The organism is Psychromonas sp. (assembly GCF_041586535.1).
Taxonomy (GTDB): Bacteria; Pseudomonadota; Gammaproteobacteria; order Enterobacterales; family Psychromonadaceae; genus Psychromonas.
Map to the genome: position 1 here is coordinate 1 of NZ_JBFGZY010000086.1, position 18,232 is coordinate 18,232.

Below are 18,232 nucleotides of genomic sequence, written 5' to 3' on the forward strand. Positions count from 1 at the left end.
CCAGGAGGAATAGTGCCTGTTGGGCCTTACACAATTTAATAAATTGTCGTCATTGAACCTTCCTGGAGCAAATATGCACAACCTAAACATCGCTTTTATTTCCCATGGCGGTGGCCCGATGCCACTGCTCAATGATCCTCGCCATGCGCAGCTGGTCGCTTATTTAAAGTCGCTGGCTGACAGGCTAGAAAAACCAAGTGCCATTTTGCTGATTAGCGCACATTGGGAAGAGGCAGTCGCTACCATTACCGCCAGCGTGAAGCCTAAAATGATCTACGATTATGATAAAATATTGGACACCCATAAACTTTGGCTTCGTGGGTATACTTTGTCTTCGTTTGCAGGTTTCTATTAGTTTTTCTTTTTGAGTCCTAGCCGCTTAAGTTTCTTTATTTGTGAAAAGGTTTGGGTGTCCTGCCTTTTTCTATCCTGATTTAGTTATTGGCTTTATTATCGGAGCAATTGTGCTAATTGGAGCGCGACGAATCCTGCAACTGAAATGAACAGGCTTGCTATAAATGTCCATTTTCCGTACTACGCTTGTACTGTGTGATCAGAAAACAGGAGAAGTAATATGAAAAAGGCAATCTTGACAGCCGTGTTATCCATCGCAGTGCTTTCGGGAGTACCCGTTCTGGCTCAGTCAGAAGAACCCGTCGATAAAGGAGGGCAAGTGGAACAGAATGTGCCCAACGTGCAGGACTTTGACAAGCAGATGGCACAGTCGCAGGAGTATATGAGGAAGATGCAGGAGCAGATGGACATTATCCGTCAAACCCAAGATCCCTTGGAGCGACAAAAGCTACTTAAGGAACACTGGGCCACAATGCAGAACAATATGCAGTTGATGCAAAAGATGTGGAGTCCAGATGGCGGAATAGGCTGCTGTATGCAAGGCGCTAAAATGGGGCGTGGTATGATGAGGGGGTGGCAACATATGGGAGGCCATTACTCCAAACTCACACCTGAGCAATTGAAGCAGCGGCAGTACATGATGGATCAATACGTGCCCATGCAGCAGATGATGATGCAACATATGATGCAACACCAGCAATACATGTGGGATAAGTAAAACGCGACCCTTTATTTCACTTATCTATCATGGAGCGTATTGATTTTCATTGAGAGCATAGGTGTTGTGCGAAAAATTCAAATAATACAGTATCAATGCACAGAACCTGACTGTAATTTCGGTGCGCTCTATTGGCTTAGCTACGCTTTTCCTTTAGGTGGCATAAGAAAACAAGGAGAAAGAACATGATGCTCTGGTATCCAGATATGATGGGATGGGGTGGTGGTATCGGAATGATTGTTTTTTGGATCATCATCATCGTCGTTATTGTAGTATTAGTGAAATATATGACTACTCAATCACCTGGTCGGATAGAAAGAAAAGAAACCCCGATAGAGATAATCAAACGACGTTACGCTAACGGCGAAATAGACAAAGAAGAATACGAACAAAAGAAAAAAGACTTAGAAGCATGAAAAATGAAAATGCGGGGAATCCAAACTTTTTATTCTTTGGCTGAAAATTGATGTTAGAGAATAAAAGGCTTCTGCTTGGTGCCCTCAGCAGCGTCAGAACGTTCAAATTTAAAGCCGCCCGTAACCACTAAAGGTATCCCGGTTAGACTCATTGCTTTCTTTGCAAATTCAACAAAATAGGGACCACTAGAAGCGCGATCCGAGCTAGATTTTGCGCCGGGGAAATAGGAGCCTCCACTTATCTCGATTAAATCAACTGAGGTACTATCAATAATACGAATAGCTTCTAACGCATCTTCCTGTGTTAAGCCTCCTTGTAATTGATCCGTCGAGTTAATCTTAATTCCGATAGGAAATGAAGCCCCAACGGCAGCCCGCACTTTCGCAATTATCTCGACTATAATTCTGCTTCGTGCTTGAATTGAACCACCATATTGATCCTGACGGCGATTAAATAATGGTGATAAGAACTGACTCAGTAAAAAACCATGGCCAGCATGAATCTGCACACCGGTGAAACCGACATTTTGTGCCAGGAGTGCTGCTCTGGCATACTTCTCTGGTAACTGTGATACCTCAATCTCAGACATTCCGGCACACTCAAAGCTACCAATATTCAGAGCAGATGGCCCCTTCGGTTCGCTTATGGGCAAATATGAAAGTCCCCCGGCATGACTTAACTGAGGCCATATATGGGCACCATTGATGGAGGCGCGAGAGGTTAAAGCACGTAAAGCCTTTTGATCCGAATCAGGGCTTAAAACCAGATTCCCGGGCTTTTCAGGAAAGCGGGGATCTACCTGTACTTCGCCAATAATAGATAAACCAAGTCCGTCCTCTGCCCATCTTTCATAAAGTCGAGCTTGAGTATCGGTGGAGTTACCTTGCCCATCTGCGAGTGAATCTGACATGGCTGATTTTACAATCCTGTTTTTAATAACAGCACCACAGGGAAGCTCTAATGGATGATTAAAAAAATGATCGGAATTTGCGCTATTGGTCATATCTTAACCTCTCGTGGAGTTAAATTGTTTAACGAATGATAAAGACATTATGAACAACTTTTACTAAAATAAAAACACACTAATAATTCAAATACTATTAAAAATAAGTTAATAATGAACACTTCTGATCTCCATTTATTTATCCGAATAGTCGAAACAGGCAGCATAACTGAAGCTGCGAAACAACTGGGTATCACGCCGCCCGCGGTCAGTTCCGCACTTCGACGATTAGAAAAACAGCTTGATGTACAATTATTTATAAGGACAACGAGGCAACTACGCATTACCTCACAAGGCGAGCAGTTCTTGTTCCATTGCCGGCAGGCGTTAGAGAGTTTGGAGCAGGGCCGGATGGCTGCTCATCATATGCAAGGCAGAATCAGCGGAAAATTACGATTGTCAGTCGCATCCGATTTAGGTCGCAATATTGTTTTGCCATGGTTAGATGAATTTGCAGACTTACATCCTTCTGTATCGATAGATCTAATTGTAGGAGACTCGCTTTCTGACTTTTTTCTGGATCAAATTGATGTCGCTCTTCGTTATGGAAAGCCTGAAGACTCAACAATGGTTTCATTTCATATCGCGACGATGGATAGAGTCACTTGCGCATCGCCGGCTTACATAGCCAAATTTGGTGAACCTTCGTGCCCGCAGGATTTAAGCGAGCATAACTGTTTGCTACACAGGAGAGATGGTCGCTTATTTAACAATTGGGAGTATCAGGATAAGTCCAGAAGCTACAAAATCAAAGTTAGCAGCAATAAAGTAAGTAATGACACTGATATTGTCAGGCGCTGGGCTATTAGCGGAAAAGGCATTGCATATAGAGCTAAGATAGATATTTTGTCCGATTTACGCAGTGAGAAATTGGTACAACTCTTACCTGATTACAAGTCACCGCCTGTAGAGCTCCACTTAATCTGCCCAAGCAGAAAACAAGTCAGCCCGGCAGTAATAGCGTTCAGGGAGTTGCTTAGAGACAAATCTACCCAAATGCTCGTTATTTGAAATTTTACGCCTGGATAATTCCCAAGGATAAGAAAAAGTAAGGCAACGCTCAAAAACTACCGTTGTCAGCGGTGGGGGGGGGATTTGCGTGGAACTGGACAATTTCGCTCGTTAAGTAAGTGGTCGAACTGACTATTTACTCGCTTATCGTGGCAATAATTACGCATAGCCATTTTTTATCCAACACATTTTAAATTGCTCATGCCCAGTGTGTTCACAGGTACATCTACCGACATCACTGAAACCTTGATGAATATAGAATTGATGTGTTTTTTCATTCTCAGCATAAACGGTCAGCGCTAGCTTGCTGTAGTTATTTTTAAGATGATCCAGTAACTGTGTTCCAATCCCCTGAGATTGTGACTTTGGATCAACGAAAATAGCAGGTATGCTCCCTTCGTAATAAGAAATAAAGCCAAGAACATTTCCTGCCGATTCATAAACCCAAGATTCACAATTGGGTAGATACAACTCACGCATGTTCTGCTTCTGGGAAGACCAGTATTCTTCCGAAATGAAGTCGTGCGCTTTAATTGATGCCGAAAACCAGATAGATACAGCGATATCCAGATCTTCTAAGCGTAATGAACGAATCATATTTTCCTCTTATTTCTAATAGCCTTTTTTATATCGTCGAGATGCGTTCTGGGTACTATTTATCAGTTTACCTAAGGTTTTATTTTTGGATCTTTTCTCTGCCAGTGATGCTCCGCTCAGGGCTTGCTCTCGCATCAGCTTCTGGTAACTACGCAGGCGTCTTTCTGGTAGGAGACCATTTTCAATTGCTTGGTGTATTGCGCAACCTGGTTCTGATGTATGCGTACAATCAGAGAAACGGCACTTATCCGCAAGTGCGGTAATTTCACTGAAAGTCTCGTTCACTCCCTGCTCGCAACTACTGAGTTGTAGCTCGCGCATTCCTGGGGTGTCCATAAGAATCCCCCCTTGAGAAAGAACTTTAAGTGCTCTGTGAGTAGTGGTATGCCTTCCTTTACTATCTTCTTCCCTGATCCCCCCTGTTTGCTGAGACTCATAACCGACTAACGCATTGACCAGTGTAGATTTTCCTACGCCAGACGAGCCTAAGAATGCCAGTGTACTGCCTTCAACGCAGTAGCTTTCAAGCAGTTCGATATCCTGACTATCCAATGCATTTATAGCGTAAACAACAAGCATTGGATCGAGTTCTTGAACCTGTAGTCGTTTGCTATCAGTGTCTTCACATAAATCGGCTTTGGTCAGGATGACCACAGGCTCAACCAAAGCTTCTTGTGCTATGGCTAAGTACCGCTCTATTCGGTTAAGGCTAAAATCATGATTGAGAGAGCATACAACCATAACAGTATCAATATTGGCAGCGATAAGCTGTGCTGTCACTTTTGAGCCTGGCGCTTTCCGTTCGAATAAAGATTGGCGCTCCAGGCTTCTTCGTATTCTCAATGTGTCATCAAATAGTACCCAATCGCCAACACAAATTCTTTCATCAAAAGAGATAAGGGGTAAGCTCAGTTGTCCCTTTGCTGACATTACCACAATGCGGCCTCGGTGCTGCTCGATAACCCGACCAGCAGTTAAATCGTTTAGCTCATCCAGGCTCAGTTGTCGCTGGAAAAAAGGCTTCCACCCAAGCTGTTGAAGCGTCGGCGTTAAGTTGTTCATATTGCTGTCCCATCTAATCGTTTAGCGCATAATAGTGAAACGGCGACCAATATAATTGAACTTTTCCGACAAATTACGTGGAGCTAACACCACCATAAACATCAATGGTTAACGCACGCTCTTTTTCATAAGTTTTAGGTGTTAAGCCAATTTGCTTCTTTAGGTAGCGAATAAGGTGCGGCTGATCACTGAAGCCAAAGCGAAATGCGATCTCAACCCAATCGATATCATTCGAATCGCGTTGGTGAAGATACTCCAGCATCGCCTCAAGTTTGTTCATCGATTGACACTGTTTTAGGGTTAAACCTGTTACTCTGTTAAAGCTTCTTTCTAATGTACGTTGCGAGCAGTAAAGCTGACTACCCAATTCAGAAATTGTACTTGAATCCAGAGCCTGAAGGGCTTTTCGTGTAATTTGGCTATGCTGATCCTCTTTACTATTTGCAAGCCATGGCAAAAGCAGGGTATCCAATTGCTTGCAGCACAGCTCAGGATTGTTTCGCGCCAGTTCAATCAGTTGCCTCTCACTTACGCAAAGCTCATTAAACAACCTATCCAGTCTGACTTCTTCTACACTATCAAGTACTGGCTGTTTACCTGAGAACGGCTTCAGTGAATATAGCGCTCCAACATGGAACTTAACCCCCAGATGAACAAATGGTTTTGAGTGATCCAGCTGAAGTGTCTGATGATGAGGAAAAAGCCAATGGCTGCCTTCACCGTCAGCAGTTCCAGGATTCATATCATAATGGTAGGCTTGTGTTACGGGTGAAATGATCAGATGAGCGGATGGATCAGGATTTAACTTGGGGTACTGGTAACTTTTGGCCTCGGCAGACTTTTCAATAAACCAATAACATTCGATATATTTGGAAATTTCAGGCGCTTTTGATGGCTTTAGCCAGTGGATCATAATACTCTCAATCAATTCGTGATGGTTACTATTACTATATGGCTGGTTATCATTTTCACCAATAAGCCCATGCCAGACTTTAGCACAGGCTTCATCGATTAACCGATTATTTGCGCTCAAATTCAACTTGAATAATGCGATTTAAAGGCGCTAATCCTGCTCGGTAAATTGCCTTCTGTGCGCCCAGGTTACTGCTTTCTGTTGAACAGATTGGGGTTAATCCACGCTCATTTGCCAGGCTTACTAAGCTGCCCAGTACACGAGTGGCGACTCCTTGCCCTCGCTCTGATTCCGCTACAATGATCCCTAAGTCGGCGTAACTGGTTTGATGTTCATCGAAGAGGCGGCATTCCCCCGTTGCCAACAGTTTACCATTCTTCCAGTACCCCCAAAGCTCCTGTCGCATTATCAGGTTACCAAAATAGCCCGATAACCATTGCGCTGGCGCAGCAATATTATCAACTGCGAATGCGACAAATTCAGACAGTTGCTTCTGACACGCTAGCTTTAAATTCAAGCCCGTAGCGTTTTCTGTAATGGATGGAGCAACTTGCTGATACATTAAGGCATTTACTTTGAACGTAGATGAGTTATCTAAACAGAGCGATAGGTAGCGGGGCTCTGCTGTACTGACAAATGCACCATTAACAGAACCGATTACTGAGCTATTCTGCTCTGCAATCAAGGTAAACAGCTCTTTTGCCTGAGTCTTAGCAGTCTGAGACAAATAGAATTGCAGCATATAGCTATCATCATTAATGCAGCAGTACCCAACTACAGCATCGTTCTCATAAAATCCGAAATGAGCGGACATGGGAACAAAACCAAAGTGCCACATACCGTCGAGTGGCGCTGTCGCTTGTTCAAAATACTTTTTTTTTAGTTCACTGATCTCTTCTAATGTTTTGATAGGTTTTATTTCTAACATAGCTGTTTTACCTGAATGTTGATGTAAAGGGAATTATGAAAGCAAGACACTTACTGTTAGGCGATGTGCCGCTTTCAGATGCCAGAAATAGTATGTGATACGTTGGTTGAAAGATTGAATAAAAACGACAGTTCTCAAAAGAACTCTGAGCTTTAGAAATCGTAAATATCCACCATATCGGAAAGTAACCACATCTCGATACTGCGCAGCCAACCATAAGGTAAAGCACAGTAGTTTCAGTGGCGCGACCTGCTACTGATTAGCTGCGTTAAATGACTAAAGGCCAAAAGCAATTTAGCTAAAGTTATTCGAATGAATATTTAAGCACCTCAACTGAGTTTTGCTATATTTCGACTCAAATAAGGTGACGCTTGGAAATTCGCGATTCCGAACATGCTGGTGTATCCGCTCACGCTAAAAAACTCAAAAATATGCAGAAAACGACATTATCCTTTTCATAGAAAGATGAATAACAATGCAGACAGAAAAGTAACTTTAAGTGGTTTTGGAAAAAACAATTATCGTGCCTTTGCTTCTCCGAAAGTAATTAATTACATGGATGAGTTGCCAGGCTTTGGATTATGCTTGGCAACTCATGGTAAGTTATGCAACAGAATAAATTCGTACGTCAGGATCTGTATCCAGTAGTGGTTTCAGCTCAACCACAACATCAGTATTAAACAGTTCGCTATTCAAATAGGCAGTTGCATTTTCTATACTGTCAAAGCCATGAAGAACCTGCACATCTTCATCACGAATCAGAAGCTCTTTTGATTGTGCTCCGGCAATCGTATTTAGAAATGGTGCTTTGTATTTCTGATAAACGCCTGCTGCGTCAGAACGATTTTCTGTAGAGATTTTTAGTGTTACCTGTAAATAAACCATGTGATTTTTCCTTTAGTGAGTTAAATTAATCAAGTACGAATAAGTACCAATTTAGAATTAGTTGCGTCCAGCCATTACACCGCCATCGACGTCCCAAATAGCCCCAGTTACCCAATCCGCTTTGTCAGACAGTAGGAAGGTAATAACGTTAGCGACATCCGCGGGCGCACCAACTCGACCAATCGGATGAAAACCGTTAAAACCTTGTAACGCTTCGTGAACTTCTTCTTTAGGAATAAAGCCCTCATAAATAGGAGTCTGCACAACAGCAGGTGATACCGCATTTACACGGATATTATGAGATGCCAGTTCAATTGCCAGATGTTGTGTCAGAGAATGAAGCCCCGCTTTTGCCATGGAATAAGCGGAGGATGGTGTTGCTGCAATCGCCTGTTTTGCCCACATAGAGCCAACATTTACGATAGCTCCCTTACGGCCGCTAGCGACCATATTTGCAGCTACTTTCTGTGTAATGAAGAAAAATGCGCGGTTGATTTGCATATACTTGTCATAATCTGTGCCCTCATGTTCGAGGAATGGTTTTGGAACAAATACACCTGCTGCATTTACAAGAAGGTCAACATCTGAATGTTTTTCAGCAATCGTTTCTATTAATTCTTGTGTACCATTGTCATTAATCAAGTCAGCCGTCAGCGCTTCAACAGGACCAATAGCAGAAAGCTCCTCAAGAGCAGATTTTGCTTTTTCAGCACGACTTCCAACAATCACCACTTGCCCGCCTTCTTCTAAAATCATTCGGGCAGTTGCCAATCCCATACCGCTTGTACCACCAATGACCAGCAGTTTTTTACCTTCGAATTGATTATTCATGTCTATATCTCTCTTTGACCGCATGCTGCGGTTTTGGTTAATGTTGAGAAAAAATACGTTGTGCTAGATTATACTTTCTCTTTGTTAGCCCAGTGTGCTGCTTTGTTTTGAACAAAGCAGTTGCCGGTTTAAGATCATGGAAAGAAACTCTTTTGCAAAAGAAAACTTACTTCAGTCACCTTATTGATCATTATTCTTACGTGGCTCATATTTCACTAGTTGTAAGTAATTAACAAACGAGATAATGTGTCTCACCAAAAAAGAAAAAGTTTACCGATATGAAATTACCAATACATTTGAATGCACTACGGGCTTTTGAAGCCAGTGCCAGGCACCAGAGTTTTTCGGCTGCGGCGGCGGAGCTGCATGTCACGCCAGCTGCCGTTGGGCAGCTTGTTCGTTCATTGGAGGAATGGCTTGATGCGCCTCTATTTCATCGTATGAACAGTGGAAAAATTCGCATTATTCCCACGGAAACGGCTGAAAAAGCACTGCCGGATATTCGAGCTGGGTTTGATAAGCTTGCGATTGGACTAGAACGATTACAAGAGAGCTCAGTGTGTGGCGTTTTAACGGTGACAGTGAGCCCGGCACTAGCTGCAAAATGGTTGCTGCCGAGGCTGGAACGCTTTCAAGCTATATGTCCGGAAACTGATGTGCGTCTGGATACAAGCTTAAAACCAGTGGATTTTGCTGCTCAGCGGATAGATATCGGCGTTCGATATGGCCTTGGAAAATGGCCAGGGTTAACAGCAGAAAAACTCATGGAGGAAGAGGTTTACCCCGTGTGCTCCCCAAATTTATTACGCGAACAACGCCGTTTTCATCAGCCCTCTGAACTGATTCGTGAAACGCTTATTCATGATCTATCCATGGATTCTCATACTGGTTTTCCAACATGGTCTGCCTGGCTAAAAAAGGCTGAAGTTACAGAGAATATCACTGCAAAGAGTATCCAAATCAACAATTCAGCAGCGGTGCTTCAGTCTGCTATCGATGGACAAGGTATTGCTCTGGCGAGGAGTGTCATGGCAAAGGATGATCTTGCAGCCGGACGCTTGATCCGATTATTCCCGGAAATTCAGTTTGATTCTCCACTGGCTTATTATGTGGTTTATCGCCCAGAGTGTGCTGAACTAGCACGCATGCGGGTCTTCAGAGACTGGATGGTTTCTGAGGCTGAACAAGAAAGTAAGGGGTAAAGTTTTTCTATCCGTGTTTTAAAGAATATCTTACTTGCCGGTGTGGGGCTGCCTGATTATATTAGTACTGCGAATACTCAGTATGTGAGTTTGCGAATTCCAATAAATAAAATCTAATCAGGTAAGAAAAGACAATGACCAATGAAGCTCATACTGCATTACGAGAATCTGAACGCTCCAGCCCACAATCCTATCGTTCCAATCTATGGCGTTTAACGTTGGCTCAGGCACTATCTGGTGCCAATTCGGTCGTGGTGTTCGCAACCGGCGCTATTGTGGGTAGCATGCTTGCGCCGTCTCCCCTCCTCGCGACATTGCCAATCTCTATTTTTGTCGTTGGTATGGCTGCTTGTGTATTCCCTGTGGGTGAACTAGCGCGAAGGTACGGCCGACGCACTGCATTCATGGCGGGTACAGGCTCTGGCATACTAACAGGGCTTTTAGCAATAGTCGCCCTGTTAACTGGATCGTTCTGGTTGTATTGTGTTTCTACATTTTTCGGTGGAGCTTATTCTGCAGTAACACTTTCCTTCCGTTTTGCTGCTACAGATGGTTTACCTGCAGATAAACGCCCACAGGCATTGTCATTGGTTATGGCAGGAGGGGTTTTTGCAGGTGTCATTGGCTCTCAATTGGTGACACATACAATGCATCTTTGGTCGGAAAAGATGTTTGCGGCCACTTTTCTCGCCCAGGCCGCCGTTGCCGCGATTTCAGGATTAATCTTGCTTGGTGTTAAATCTCCCATGCCTACCAGCCAACAGCTGGAAAACGGTCGACATTTGTCTGAGATTGCTCTTCAGCCTCGCTTTATCTCTGCCGTTATTTGTGGAGCCGCCTCTTATATGGTTATGAACTTTCTCATGACCTCAGCACCCTTAGCCATGCATATGCATGGACACAGCCAAGAGGCCGCTAATTTAGGAATGCAATGGCATGTGATTGCCATGTACGCACCGAGCTTTTTCACAGGCAAACTAATTGCACACTTTGGTGCTACGCGTATTTCTGCATTAGGTCTTATTCTTACGGGTATATCAGCTGTCATTGGGTTTGTCGGTGAGGATGTCTACCACTTTTGGACGCTATTGACTTTGTTAGGAATTGGTTGGAATTTTGGATTTTTAGGTGCTTCAGCAATGGTACTGGAATGTCATAAGCCAGAAGAAAAAAACCGAGTTCAGTCCCTCAATGATTTTATTATTTTTGGGTTAATGGCCGTTGGCTCTTTTTCATCCGGTGGAATACTGAGCATCTATGGTTGGCAGATTGTTCTCTGGGTATCTTTTATACCTCTTATATTGGCAGTAATCACATTAGGTGTAATAAAACTTAATCGAGTTCAAGTATATAAATTAAAACCGCTCAAATAAGGGGGGGGCAGGGTCACAATCCAATAGTTATCGCCAGTTCAAAATATGCTGAACTAGTGTCTCTTCCAATTAATTTTGATTAGTTGATTTTATGATTTTACCGTACGCTTTTTTAAATTTTAAGCGCACGGAGGAGGCTGGCCTGTGGTCGTATTAGCGCACAAGATCAGCAGTCTTCGAATTGGCAATCAACTTATCATTTCTTTTTAGAAGAGACACTAGTAAGGTAAATATAAGTCGTGCTTGGGTATCTTAGTGCGTGATTTTTGTGGGTGGGAAGCCCAGAAGCGAGAGCCAATCCTTGACGAATTTTCCCGCTAACAATTCATATCCAGAACTATTGACCAGAACCAGGTGCAAGTTCTCGGTTGGCTAATCCTCACTATATATGTACCCGCTTTGATGGTTTCCGAGATATTACTAATTAAGATGATGCTATCAACAAGAAGAGAAAGTGCCATTGGTATAGATAATCAAAAAATTCAGTCACCTATATAATAAGCTCATTTTTTGGTTAAGTAGTGGAGCTAACTCCAATCTGGGCATATCAATACCAATTGAGAAAAGGTAGAGGCATACCGTCAAGTATAGGAGAATGCCTAAAGTAACCATTAATGTTCGCTAAAAATAATAAATATTTTGTATTTCAATGGTTTTGTGATTTTTCATATAGAGGAATAAATGTATACATCTTCCCGTTTTAACGAGCAAGAGGTTTTCTCTTTATTAATATTAATTGAGAGGAGAGGTTAATCTGGGACGATTGGGGCTAAATATATGGAAAAAATTTAGTACTTAAAGTCATTGAGTTACACACAAAGAAGACTATGAATCTAACACTGCTAATGTTCGCTTTGTGCTCATAGTCGTCACGATGTGCTTAAATCGATATTTGTTCACGCTCACTTTTTTAAAAGAAAATCTGATAAATTAAATTACAGCATGACATTAGAACAAATATTCTAGGTAGCCCCATGTACTCCCCTGCTAATAAAAATCCTCACGCTCGCTTTTTCCCGTTTGCGGGCGCTAATAGCTCCGCTCAAAAACTCCCAGAAGCATGCAAAAACAGCATAACTATTTTAAATAGGAAATATGAATAGTTATGCTGGCTGAAATTTGCCTCTGAGTTGGATTTGGACAAAACCTTTAGCTGAAGGAGGGCTTTGTCTGTAGCCCTTCCGCATTATTAGCCCCAAATATAGTGATATAAAAAACCTGCACCAATAGCCATGCTCAAAATTACGGTTAAAAATGCTGCGATCAGTTGCTTTTTGAATATTGATTTAAGCAGAATCACTTCTGTTAAGCTTGCACCTGCACTACCAATAATCAAAGCCATAACTGAGCCTAAAGCCATTCCTTTTTGAACCAATGCCGCACTTAAAGGAATAACAGCTTCAGCTCTAATATAAAGAGGAATACCAATAATGGCAGCAACGGGAATTGCATACCACTTGCCGGCACCTGCATATTTTGCAATAAGATCCGTTGGGATAAAGCCATAAATAAATGCCCCCACACTTATACCCAAGATCAGATAGGGGAACACTTGTTTGAAATCTTTCCAGGTAGATAGCCAAATTTTCATCCAACGACCTAGTGATTTTTCGTTGGTAGTTAGCGTAGCCGCACCATCAGACGAGCAGCAGGATATTTCGAGCTTAGGCTGTTCGTTTTTCACACAACAGGATTCTTTTTCTGTCATAACAGGCGCAGGACAGGAAGAAACAGAGTTTGATCCGCAGCCTGCCGAGGTTGCTGTTTGATAAGCTTCCGATCTTACATAACGCTCAAACCCAAGTTTTTCCAAGATAAATCCAGCAATTACCGAAATTATCATGGCAACTACAAAGTAAAATATAGCAACCTCTACCCCAAAGGTAATCACAAACAGGCCGATAATGACGGGGTTAAGCAGTGGACTTGCAAATAAGAATACCATCATAGGACCGAAACCCGCTCTGGCTCGCAACAAACCTTTTAAGAAAGGGATGGTTGAACAAGAGCAGAACGGTGTAACAGAACCTAATAGTGCTGCTATGATATAGCCTTTTCCATTGCGGGAGCTTAACATCTCCTGAATCTTATCTGGAGTGATAAACTCTTGTAACACTCCTACCATATAGCTGATTGCCAAAAATAAAATAATTAACTCGGTGGCTAGAAACACAAACATATCCAGCGTCTCTTTTGCCATCACCATAAATTCTGTACTCATCTTTTCTCCTAATAATTATTTCGATTATTCTGGAATAATAGAATAATATTTCAGAGATGGTCAATATATATTTCCATAAAAATAGAAATATATTTATCCATTCGAGTGGTTGCTTTGCCTGTGAGAATATGGATTGAAACAAACAGTTATTTCCATTATTATCGAAATTAAAACGAGCAGGAGTAATCGATGGATCTCGAAAGCGTTGCAAAAGCACTAAAAGAACTTGGTCATCCGACCCGTCTTTCTATATATAAAACCGTAGTAAAGGCTGGTTACAAGGGGGTTGCTGTTGGCCAGATTCAAGAAAAGTTAGGGATCCCAAATTCAACTCTCTCTCATCATATTTCCAGCCTCGCTTCCGCTAGCCTTATTGCTCAAAGAAGAGAGGGGCGTACACTCTATTGTGTTGCTGAATTTCAGAATTTAGAGGGGGTGATTAGTTATTTACAGGATGAATGCTGCATAGATGAACAAGTTTAGTTTTTATTGAAGCTCTAAGTGCCTCAACTGAATTTTTTACATTTCTTATCAAATAAGGTGACGCTCGGAAATTCCCAATTCCGAACATACTCCACAAGCTGTTTTATCCTTTTAGTGCAGTCAAATTCCCCATTGCTCAACTATAAGCAGGAAGCGATGGTTTGCAATAAGGGACAGAAAGTCGCTCTGAAAAAGGCACTGAGGCTCGAAGAAATCTAGACAATCCGCTGATCTTTATTCCCTTTTGACGCGTATATAAATCACTTAATAACCTTTATTCATTATTAGTCGGGCTTTGAGCTGATCGCTGAATGCTCAGGAGAGAGGAAGTTATGTACTTAGATCGAGTGAAAAAAGCCTTGTGTTTTGTAGCTGCAAAACACCATCCTTAGCGATGTCCTATTTAACTCAACGGCAATAGCGATCATTGAAGGTGGGTCCTTAAAGGATATTTTCATCATTACAATAAAATATCAGGAAACAGATAGTGAGGCTTTAATGAATATTTTCATTCTGGATAATGATATTAAGACGTGTGCACAATATCATTGTGATCAGCACGTCGTTAAAATGATTCTGGAAAGTGTGCAGATACTTTGTACCGTATTAAATAAAAAAGGTTTTTCAACCCCTTATAAATCAACCCATGTAAATCATCCTTCGGTATTATGGGCTGAAGCATCTTTTGATAACTTTTTGTGGCTGCGTGATTTAACCCTTGAACTAAATAAAGAATACAAATATCGATATGATAAACAAGCAGATCACAAATCTATAACGGTGCTAACACAGATATCTCAGTATTCATTTTCATCCGTTGGATTAACAACCTTCCCCCAAGCTATGCCGGATACTTATAAAGTGATTAACGATCCGGTATTGGCCTATAGAAATTTTTATCGGGGCGATAAAAGAAAATTTGCAAAATGGACTAAACGTGCGCCACCAAAGTGGTTTATAGCGCCATAATGTTAGCCGCTTAAACGTTTTTTTCTTTATAATTAACTTCAGCTCGGCTTAAGAAAAAGTATTTGATCTGCTCATTCCTGTAATGTTTTAGTTGCAACAGCGGAAGTCAAAAATAGTTTTTAAAATAAGCGTTATCTGATCGGCAGCTTTGATTAAAACAGCATTAAGATGACGATCTTACGCTTTGATATTTTCATCCCTAACCAGGTGAATTAACAATAAAGGTAGGTTGATAATATGGGTGCAACACAATCCAGAAATACGATTGATGAATTCGAAGTTACTAAATTTGAAGCAATGGCCGCCGAATGGTGGGATCCAACAGGAAAATTCAAACCCCTGCATATGCTCACCCCTACGCGGCTGGAATATATTGTTGCTCAGATAGCAGCCAAGTTAGGTCGTGATCGCAATACTCTAAGACCCTTCGAGGGTTTGCGATTGCTTGATATCGGATGCGGTGGTGGTCTGTTAAGCGAACCGATGGCACGGCTCGGAGCTGAGGTGGTCGGCGCAGATGCGGCTGCGCGGAATATTCCCGTTGCGAAAATTCACGCAGAGAAAGCGGGGCTAAGTATTGATTATCGTCATACGATGGCCGAGGCTTTGGTGGACGAGGGTGAACAGTTTGATGTGATCCTCAATATGGAAGTGATCGAACATGTTGCTGATCCGCAGGTCTTTCTTAATGCTTGCGCGGCATTGTTAAAACCTGGAGGATTGATGATCTGTTCGACAATCAATCGAAATCCTAAAAGTTATATTGTGGCGATTATCGGCGCTGAACGTGTAATGCGCTGGCTGCCGATTGGCACACATGATTGGGGTAAGTTTATTACTCCTGACGAGCTTTCCGGCATGACCAAAAAAGCCGGTCTGGTGCCGTTAGATAGAAAGGGTTTCGTTTTTAACCCGCTTTTATGGCGCTGGTCTATTTCGCAGCGGGATCTATCTGTCAATTATGTCACGGCGTGCATAAAACCCGTGACTTGTGCTTCCTAGGCGAATTCACTCAGAAAGTGTTCTCAAATCACTGTCGATTCGTTACAGAGCAACAAAGTCGGGACACCCATACTTATCTCAATTATATTAATATTATCTCGGTTAATATCAGAATGTTATTTTGTAAACCAGAAATGTGATGAATTAAGATAATTATTCTAACACATACTGACAGTTTAAATTGTGAAGATACTTTGTGGATCAAAGCGCCTCAGTTGGTATAATTTTAACGCTCTTTTTTCCGTTTGCGAGCTTGAACTGGTGAAACGTCCACGCTCAAAAACTCCCAATATAACCATCACTAGTGCCTGCTTTACTTGGCCACCACACAGTGTATTGCTTACTCAAATCAAAAAGGCAGTTTATTCTACCTATACTCTTTATTTATACTAAAACTGAAGCGATAGATAGGTATAAGTCTAAGCGGCTTTAACCGGAGGAGGAATATATTACTGCTAATCCTATCACAGGGTTATTTTTGTTGATGACGGGGGCGTTGCAAGCGCTGTTTAACTTTTTACGGAAAAAATAGCGTTGCGATTTCATGAAGATTGGTTCGCTAGGTTTCACGTAGCTAATGGTAACAATGAGGAGATTTACCATAATTATGGTATACCACTTTGAGTTAAAATAAATGCATTCTTCGATTAAATTGGCTGATTAGTGTGGGGGTATATGACAGAAATGAAATTAAATCGTATTCCAAGTGCAATGAAGGGGCGGTATAAGGAGATTACCAATTTAACTGAACAATATTCATGTGAGTTTCTAAATGATGGATATTCCAATTTGATTCGGTCGGTGACGGCTACTCTTTTGTTGTAAGAAACCGTGTCTTTTAGTTAAGGGGAAAGCCTGTGCGTGGGCGTGTGCTGTAATTCACGCGGTAGGAATGGTAAATTTTCTTTTTGATAAAAATAACTGTCCATATGTAAGTGCATCTGATTTATACAAGTATTTTAATATCAGCTCTAGCAATGGTTCTTTAAAATCTAAAGCTATACGGGACTCATTAGATATGCACCCACTATGTGTGGAGTGGAGATTATCTAGCTTGAAGGATATTCAGCTTAGCCCCCTATGGAATTTGTTTGACATAAGAACTATGCTTCAACTGTAAATTTTTATATTTTAGCTTTACCGTCAGTCTCCAATGGTTGTTTGCACCGAAGAAGTGCTGTTAGGGAACAAGCTATCTATACCCTTGTAGAGTTAGAGATAAGCTTGATTTACCTAAAAATAAAAAGAACTTAATAACATGATTAATGAGTCAGAAAAGCTAAAGAGTTTGATAGTACTTCTAGATAATACTCAGCAACGCAAAGAAAAAATATTATTTTCCTATTGTAAGTACTGGAGAGCGGTATTAACAGGGGCCTGTTTTGCATCATTTTTATGGACCATACTAATACATCAACTTGTGCACATCTATTTATAGGGAGCCAACGTTATTACATTTACTTCGGTTCAGGCAAAACAGGTGGCGTACTATCCATATACGTGAGAAAATTTGACCAGATATCATGTGTACGTTGCTTGGTTAGATTTGTTTTACAACTTAAATGCATTATCCCTCGAATTGTACCTTCACGCCACATTGTATAAATGGAATTGCAATGCGCCTCTGCGTATACAGACCATGCTTGCTGAGCTTTTTCAATAGATTTAATCAGCACAGGATCATAGTTATTATGTTCCTTACTCTTTAAAAAATATGTGTTCATTTCATTTTCTGCATTTTCTAGTTCAACACCTGCACAGTAATTAATTTGCATTGTGTTTTCGGCATTTTTACAGTTAACATCATTACTCAAAGCTATTGTAGAATACAATCCTAGGAGTATGAAAAAGCACTTAATCATTGAATATTCCTTAGTACCTGTCATTCCGCACCTAAATAATTATTAAGATTCAGAACAAAATAGTGATCTGAGTTTCACAATTCTCAGATATTAGAAAAAAAAATAAAAAAACGATTGACCCCGATCTCTCTTTTTGATCTATTACTCTCTTTTGAAAGAGATAAATCATGACCTACCCGTTTACTAAGTCACTTGAGCACCACGGATTAGTGGCTGGATTCTGCAAAGAGATCAATCTTGCCAATATTATCGATCAGGCCCTTGGCACATCTGAACATCGCCAAGTGGGCTTCGGCCATCTTTTTGTTGCCATGATCATCAATGGGTTAGGGTTTACCGGTCGAACACTGCATATGTACAGTGAGTACTTTTCAGATAAGCCATTAGATCGCCTTATTGCG

19 protein-coding genes and 1 pseudogene are annotated in these 18,232 nt (G+C 41.5%); 11 read left to right on the forward strand and 9 right to left on the reverse strand.

Translation table 11 applies throughout. The features are described from left to right. Window positions 1-73 precede the first annotated feature (73 nt). The 3 genes from ABZA00_RS10680 (at window position 74) to ABZA00_RS10690 (ending at window position 1,488) form a co-directional block, all read left to right on the forward strand. Window positions 74-355 carry a hypothetical protein gene (locus ABZA00_RS10680; RefSeq protein ID WP_372882154.1) on the forward strand — a complete coding sequence of 94 codons (282 nt, stop codon included), beginning with the start codon at window positions 74-76 and terminating at the stop codon, window positions 353-355. 219 nt (window positions 356-574) lie between these two features. Then, entirely contained in the window at window positions 575-1,072 is a 498-nt protein-coding gene (locus tag ABZA00_RS10685) for a hypothetical protein (RefSeq protein ID WP_372882155.1), read from the forward strand. Window positions 1,073-1,257: 185 nt separating this feature from the next. Continuing rightward, window positions 1,258-1,488: an SHOCT domain-containing protein gene (locus ABZA00_RS10690; RefSeq protein WP_372882156.1), complete on the forward strand. Its 231-nt coding sequence runs from the start codon at window positions 1,258-1,260 to the stop codon at window positions 1,486-1,488. A gap of 53 nt (window positions 1,489-1,541) precedes the next feature. Here the strand turns inward: ABZA00_RS10690 and ABZA00_RS10695 are convergent, their stop codons facing one another. Continuing rightward, entirely contained in the window at window positions 1,542-2,492 is a 951-nt protein-coding gene (locus ABZA00_RS10695) for an oxidoreductase (RefSeq protein ID WP_372882157.1), read from the reverse strand. Window positions 2,493-2,606: 114 nt separating this feature from the next. On the opposite strand from ABZA00_RS10695, the gene ABZA00_RS10700 reads away from it, so the two are divergent. Further along, entirely contained in the window at window positions 2,607-3,503 is an 897-nt protein-coding gene (locus tag ABZA00_RS10700) for a LysR family transcriptional regulator (RefSeq protein ID WP_372882158.1), read from the forward strand. 159 nt (window positions 3,504-3,662) lie between these two features. Here the strand turns inward: ABZA00_RS10700 and ABZA00_RS10705 are convergent, their stop codons facing one another. The 6 genes from ABZA00_RS10705 to ABZA00_RS10730 form a co-directional block, all read right to left on the reverse strand. Then, window positions 3,663-4,100 carry an N-acetyltransferase gene (locus ABZA00_RS10705; RefSeq protein WP_372882159.1) on the reverse strand — a complete coding sequence of 146 codons (438 nt, stop codon included), beginning with the start codon at window positions 4,098-4,100 and terminating at the stop codon, window positions 3,663-3,665. A 15-nt stretch (window positions 4,101-4,115) separates the two neighbouring features. Then, a complete protein-coding gene (rsgA, locus tag ABZA00_RS10710) occupies window positions 4,116-5,162 on the reverse strand; it encodes a ribosome small subunit-dependent GTPase A (RefSeq protein ID WP_372882160.1) in 1,047 nt (348 codons plus the stop codon). A 73-nt stretch (window positions 5,163-5,235) separates the two neighbouring features. Continuing rightward, on the reverse strand, window positions 5,236-6,195 hold the full coding sequence (locus tag ABZA00_RS10715; RefSeq protein WP_372882161.1) for a helix-turn-helix domain-containing protein: 960 nt from the start codon (window positions 6,193-6,195) through the stop codon (window positions 5,236-5,238). Next, window positions 6,182-7,003: a GNAT family N-acetyltransferase gene (locus ABZA00_RS10720; protein ID WP_372882162.1), complete on the reverse strand. Its 822-nt coding sequence runs from the start codon at window positions 7,001-7,003 to the stop codon at window positions 6,182-6,184. Before ABZA00_RS10720 ends, ABZA00_RS10715 begins: the two co-directional genes overlap by 14 nt. Before the next feature lie 603 nt (window positions 7,004-7,606). Continuing rightward, entirely contained in the window at window positions 7,607-7,888 is a 282-nt protein-coding gene (locus ABZA00_RS10725; RefSeq protein ID WP_372882163.1) for a hypothetical protein, read from the reverse strand. 57 nt (window positions 7,889-7,945) lie between these two features. Continuing rightward, window positions 7,946-8,719: an SDR family NAD(P)-dependent oxidoreductase gene (locus ABZA00_RS10730; RefSeq protein ID WP_372882164.1), complete on the reverse strand. Its 774-nt coding sequence runs from the start codon at window positions 8,717-8,719 to the stop codon at window positions 7,946-7,948. 278 nt (window positions 8,720-8,997) lie between these two features. Here ABZA00_RS10730 and gcvA point away from each other — a divergent pair, with 278 nt between their 5' ends. Beyond that, window positions 8,998-9,921 (forward strand): transcriptional regulator GcvA, encoded by a 924-nt coding sequence (gene gcvA / locus ABZA00_RS10735; protein ID WP_372882165.1) that lies wholly within the window; start codon window positions 8,998-9,000, stop codon window positions 9,919-9,921. 134 nt (window positions 9,922-10,055) lie between these two features. After that, window positions 10,056-11,294 carry an MFS transporter gene (locus ABZA00_RS10740; protein ID WP_372882166.1) on the forward strand — a complete coding sequence of 413 codons (1,239 nt, stop codon included), beginning with the start codon at window positions 10,056-10,058 and terminating at the stop codon, window positions 11,292-11,294. A gap of 1,189 nt (window positions 11,295-12,483) precedes the next feature. Here ABZA00_RS10740 and ABZA00_RS10745 read toward each other — a convergent pair. Continuing rightward, window positions 12,484-13,515, reverse strand: a complete 1,032-nt coding sequence (locus tag ABZA00_RS10745) for a permease (RefSeq protein WP_372882167.1) — start codon at window positions 13,513-13,515, stop codon at window positions 12,484-12,486. A gap of 189 nt (window positions 13,516-13,704) precedes the next feature. On the opposite strand from ABZA00_RS10745, the gene ABZA00_RS10750 reads away from it, so the two are divergent. The 4 genes and pseudogenes from ABZA00_RS10750 to ABZA00_RS10765 all read left to right on the forward strand — a co-directional run. After that, on the forward strand, window positions 13,705-13,998 hold the full coding sequence (locus ABZA00_RS10750) for an ArsR/SmtB family transcription factor (RefSeq protein ID WP_372882168.1): 294 nt from the start codon (window positions 13,705-13,707) through the stop codon (window positions 13,996-13,998). A gap of 498 nt (window positions 13,999-14,496) precedes the next feature. Then, on the forward strand, window positions 14,497-14,967 hold the full coding sequence (locus ABZA00_RS10755; RefSeq protein ID WP_372882169.1) for a pyrimidine dimer DNA glycosylase/endonuclease V: 471 nt from the start codon (window positions 14,497-14,499) through the stop codon (window positions 14,965-14,967). A gap of 237 nt (window positions 14,968-15,204) precedes the next feature. Then, on the forward strand, window positions 15,205-15,969 hold the full coding sequence (gene ubiG / locus ABZA00_RS10760; protein ID WP_372882170.1) for a bifunctional 2-polyprenyl-6-hydroxyphenol methylase/3-demethylubiquinol 3-O-methyltransferase UbiG: 765 nt from the start codon (window positions 15,205-15,207) through the stop codon (window positions 15,967-15,969). An 829-nt stretch (window positions 15,970-16,798) separates the two neighbouring features. Continuing rightward, window positions 16,799-17,089: pseudogene (locus tag ABZA00_RS10765) on the forward strand (DUF6398 domain-containing protein); the annotation flags it as partial. A 337-nt stretch (window positions 17,090-17,426) separates the two neighbouring features. Here the strand turns inward: ABZA00_RS10765 and ABZA00_RS10770 are convergent. Further along, window positions 17,427-17,855 carry a lysozyme inhibitor LprI family protein gene (locus ABZA00_RS10770; protein WP_372882171.1) on the reverse strand — a complete coding sequence of 143 codons (429 nt, stop codon included), beginning with the start codon at window positions 17,853-17,855 and terminating at the stop codon, window positions 17,427-17,429. A 143-nt stretch (window positions 17,856-17,998) separates the two neighbouring features. Here ABZA00_RS10770 and ABZA00_RS10775 point away from each other — a divergent pair. Further along, a partial coding sequence (locus ABZA00_RS10775) for a DUF4277 domain-containing protein (protein WP_372882172.1) occupies window positions 17,999-18,232 on the forward strand: 234 nt, incomplete at its 3' end.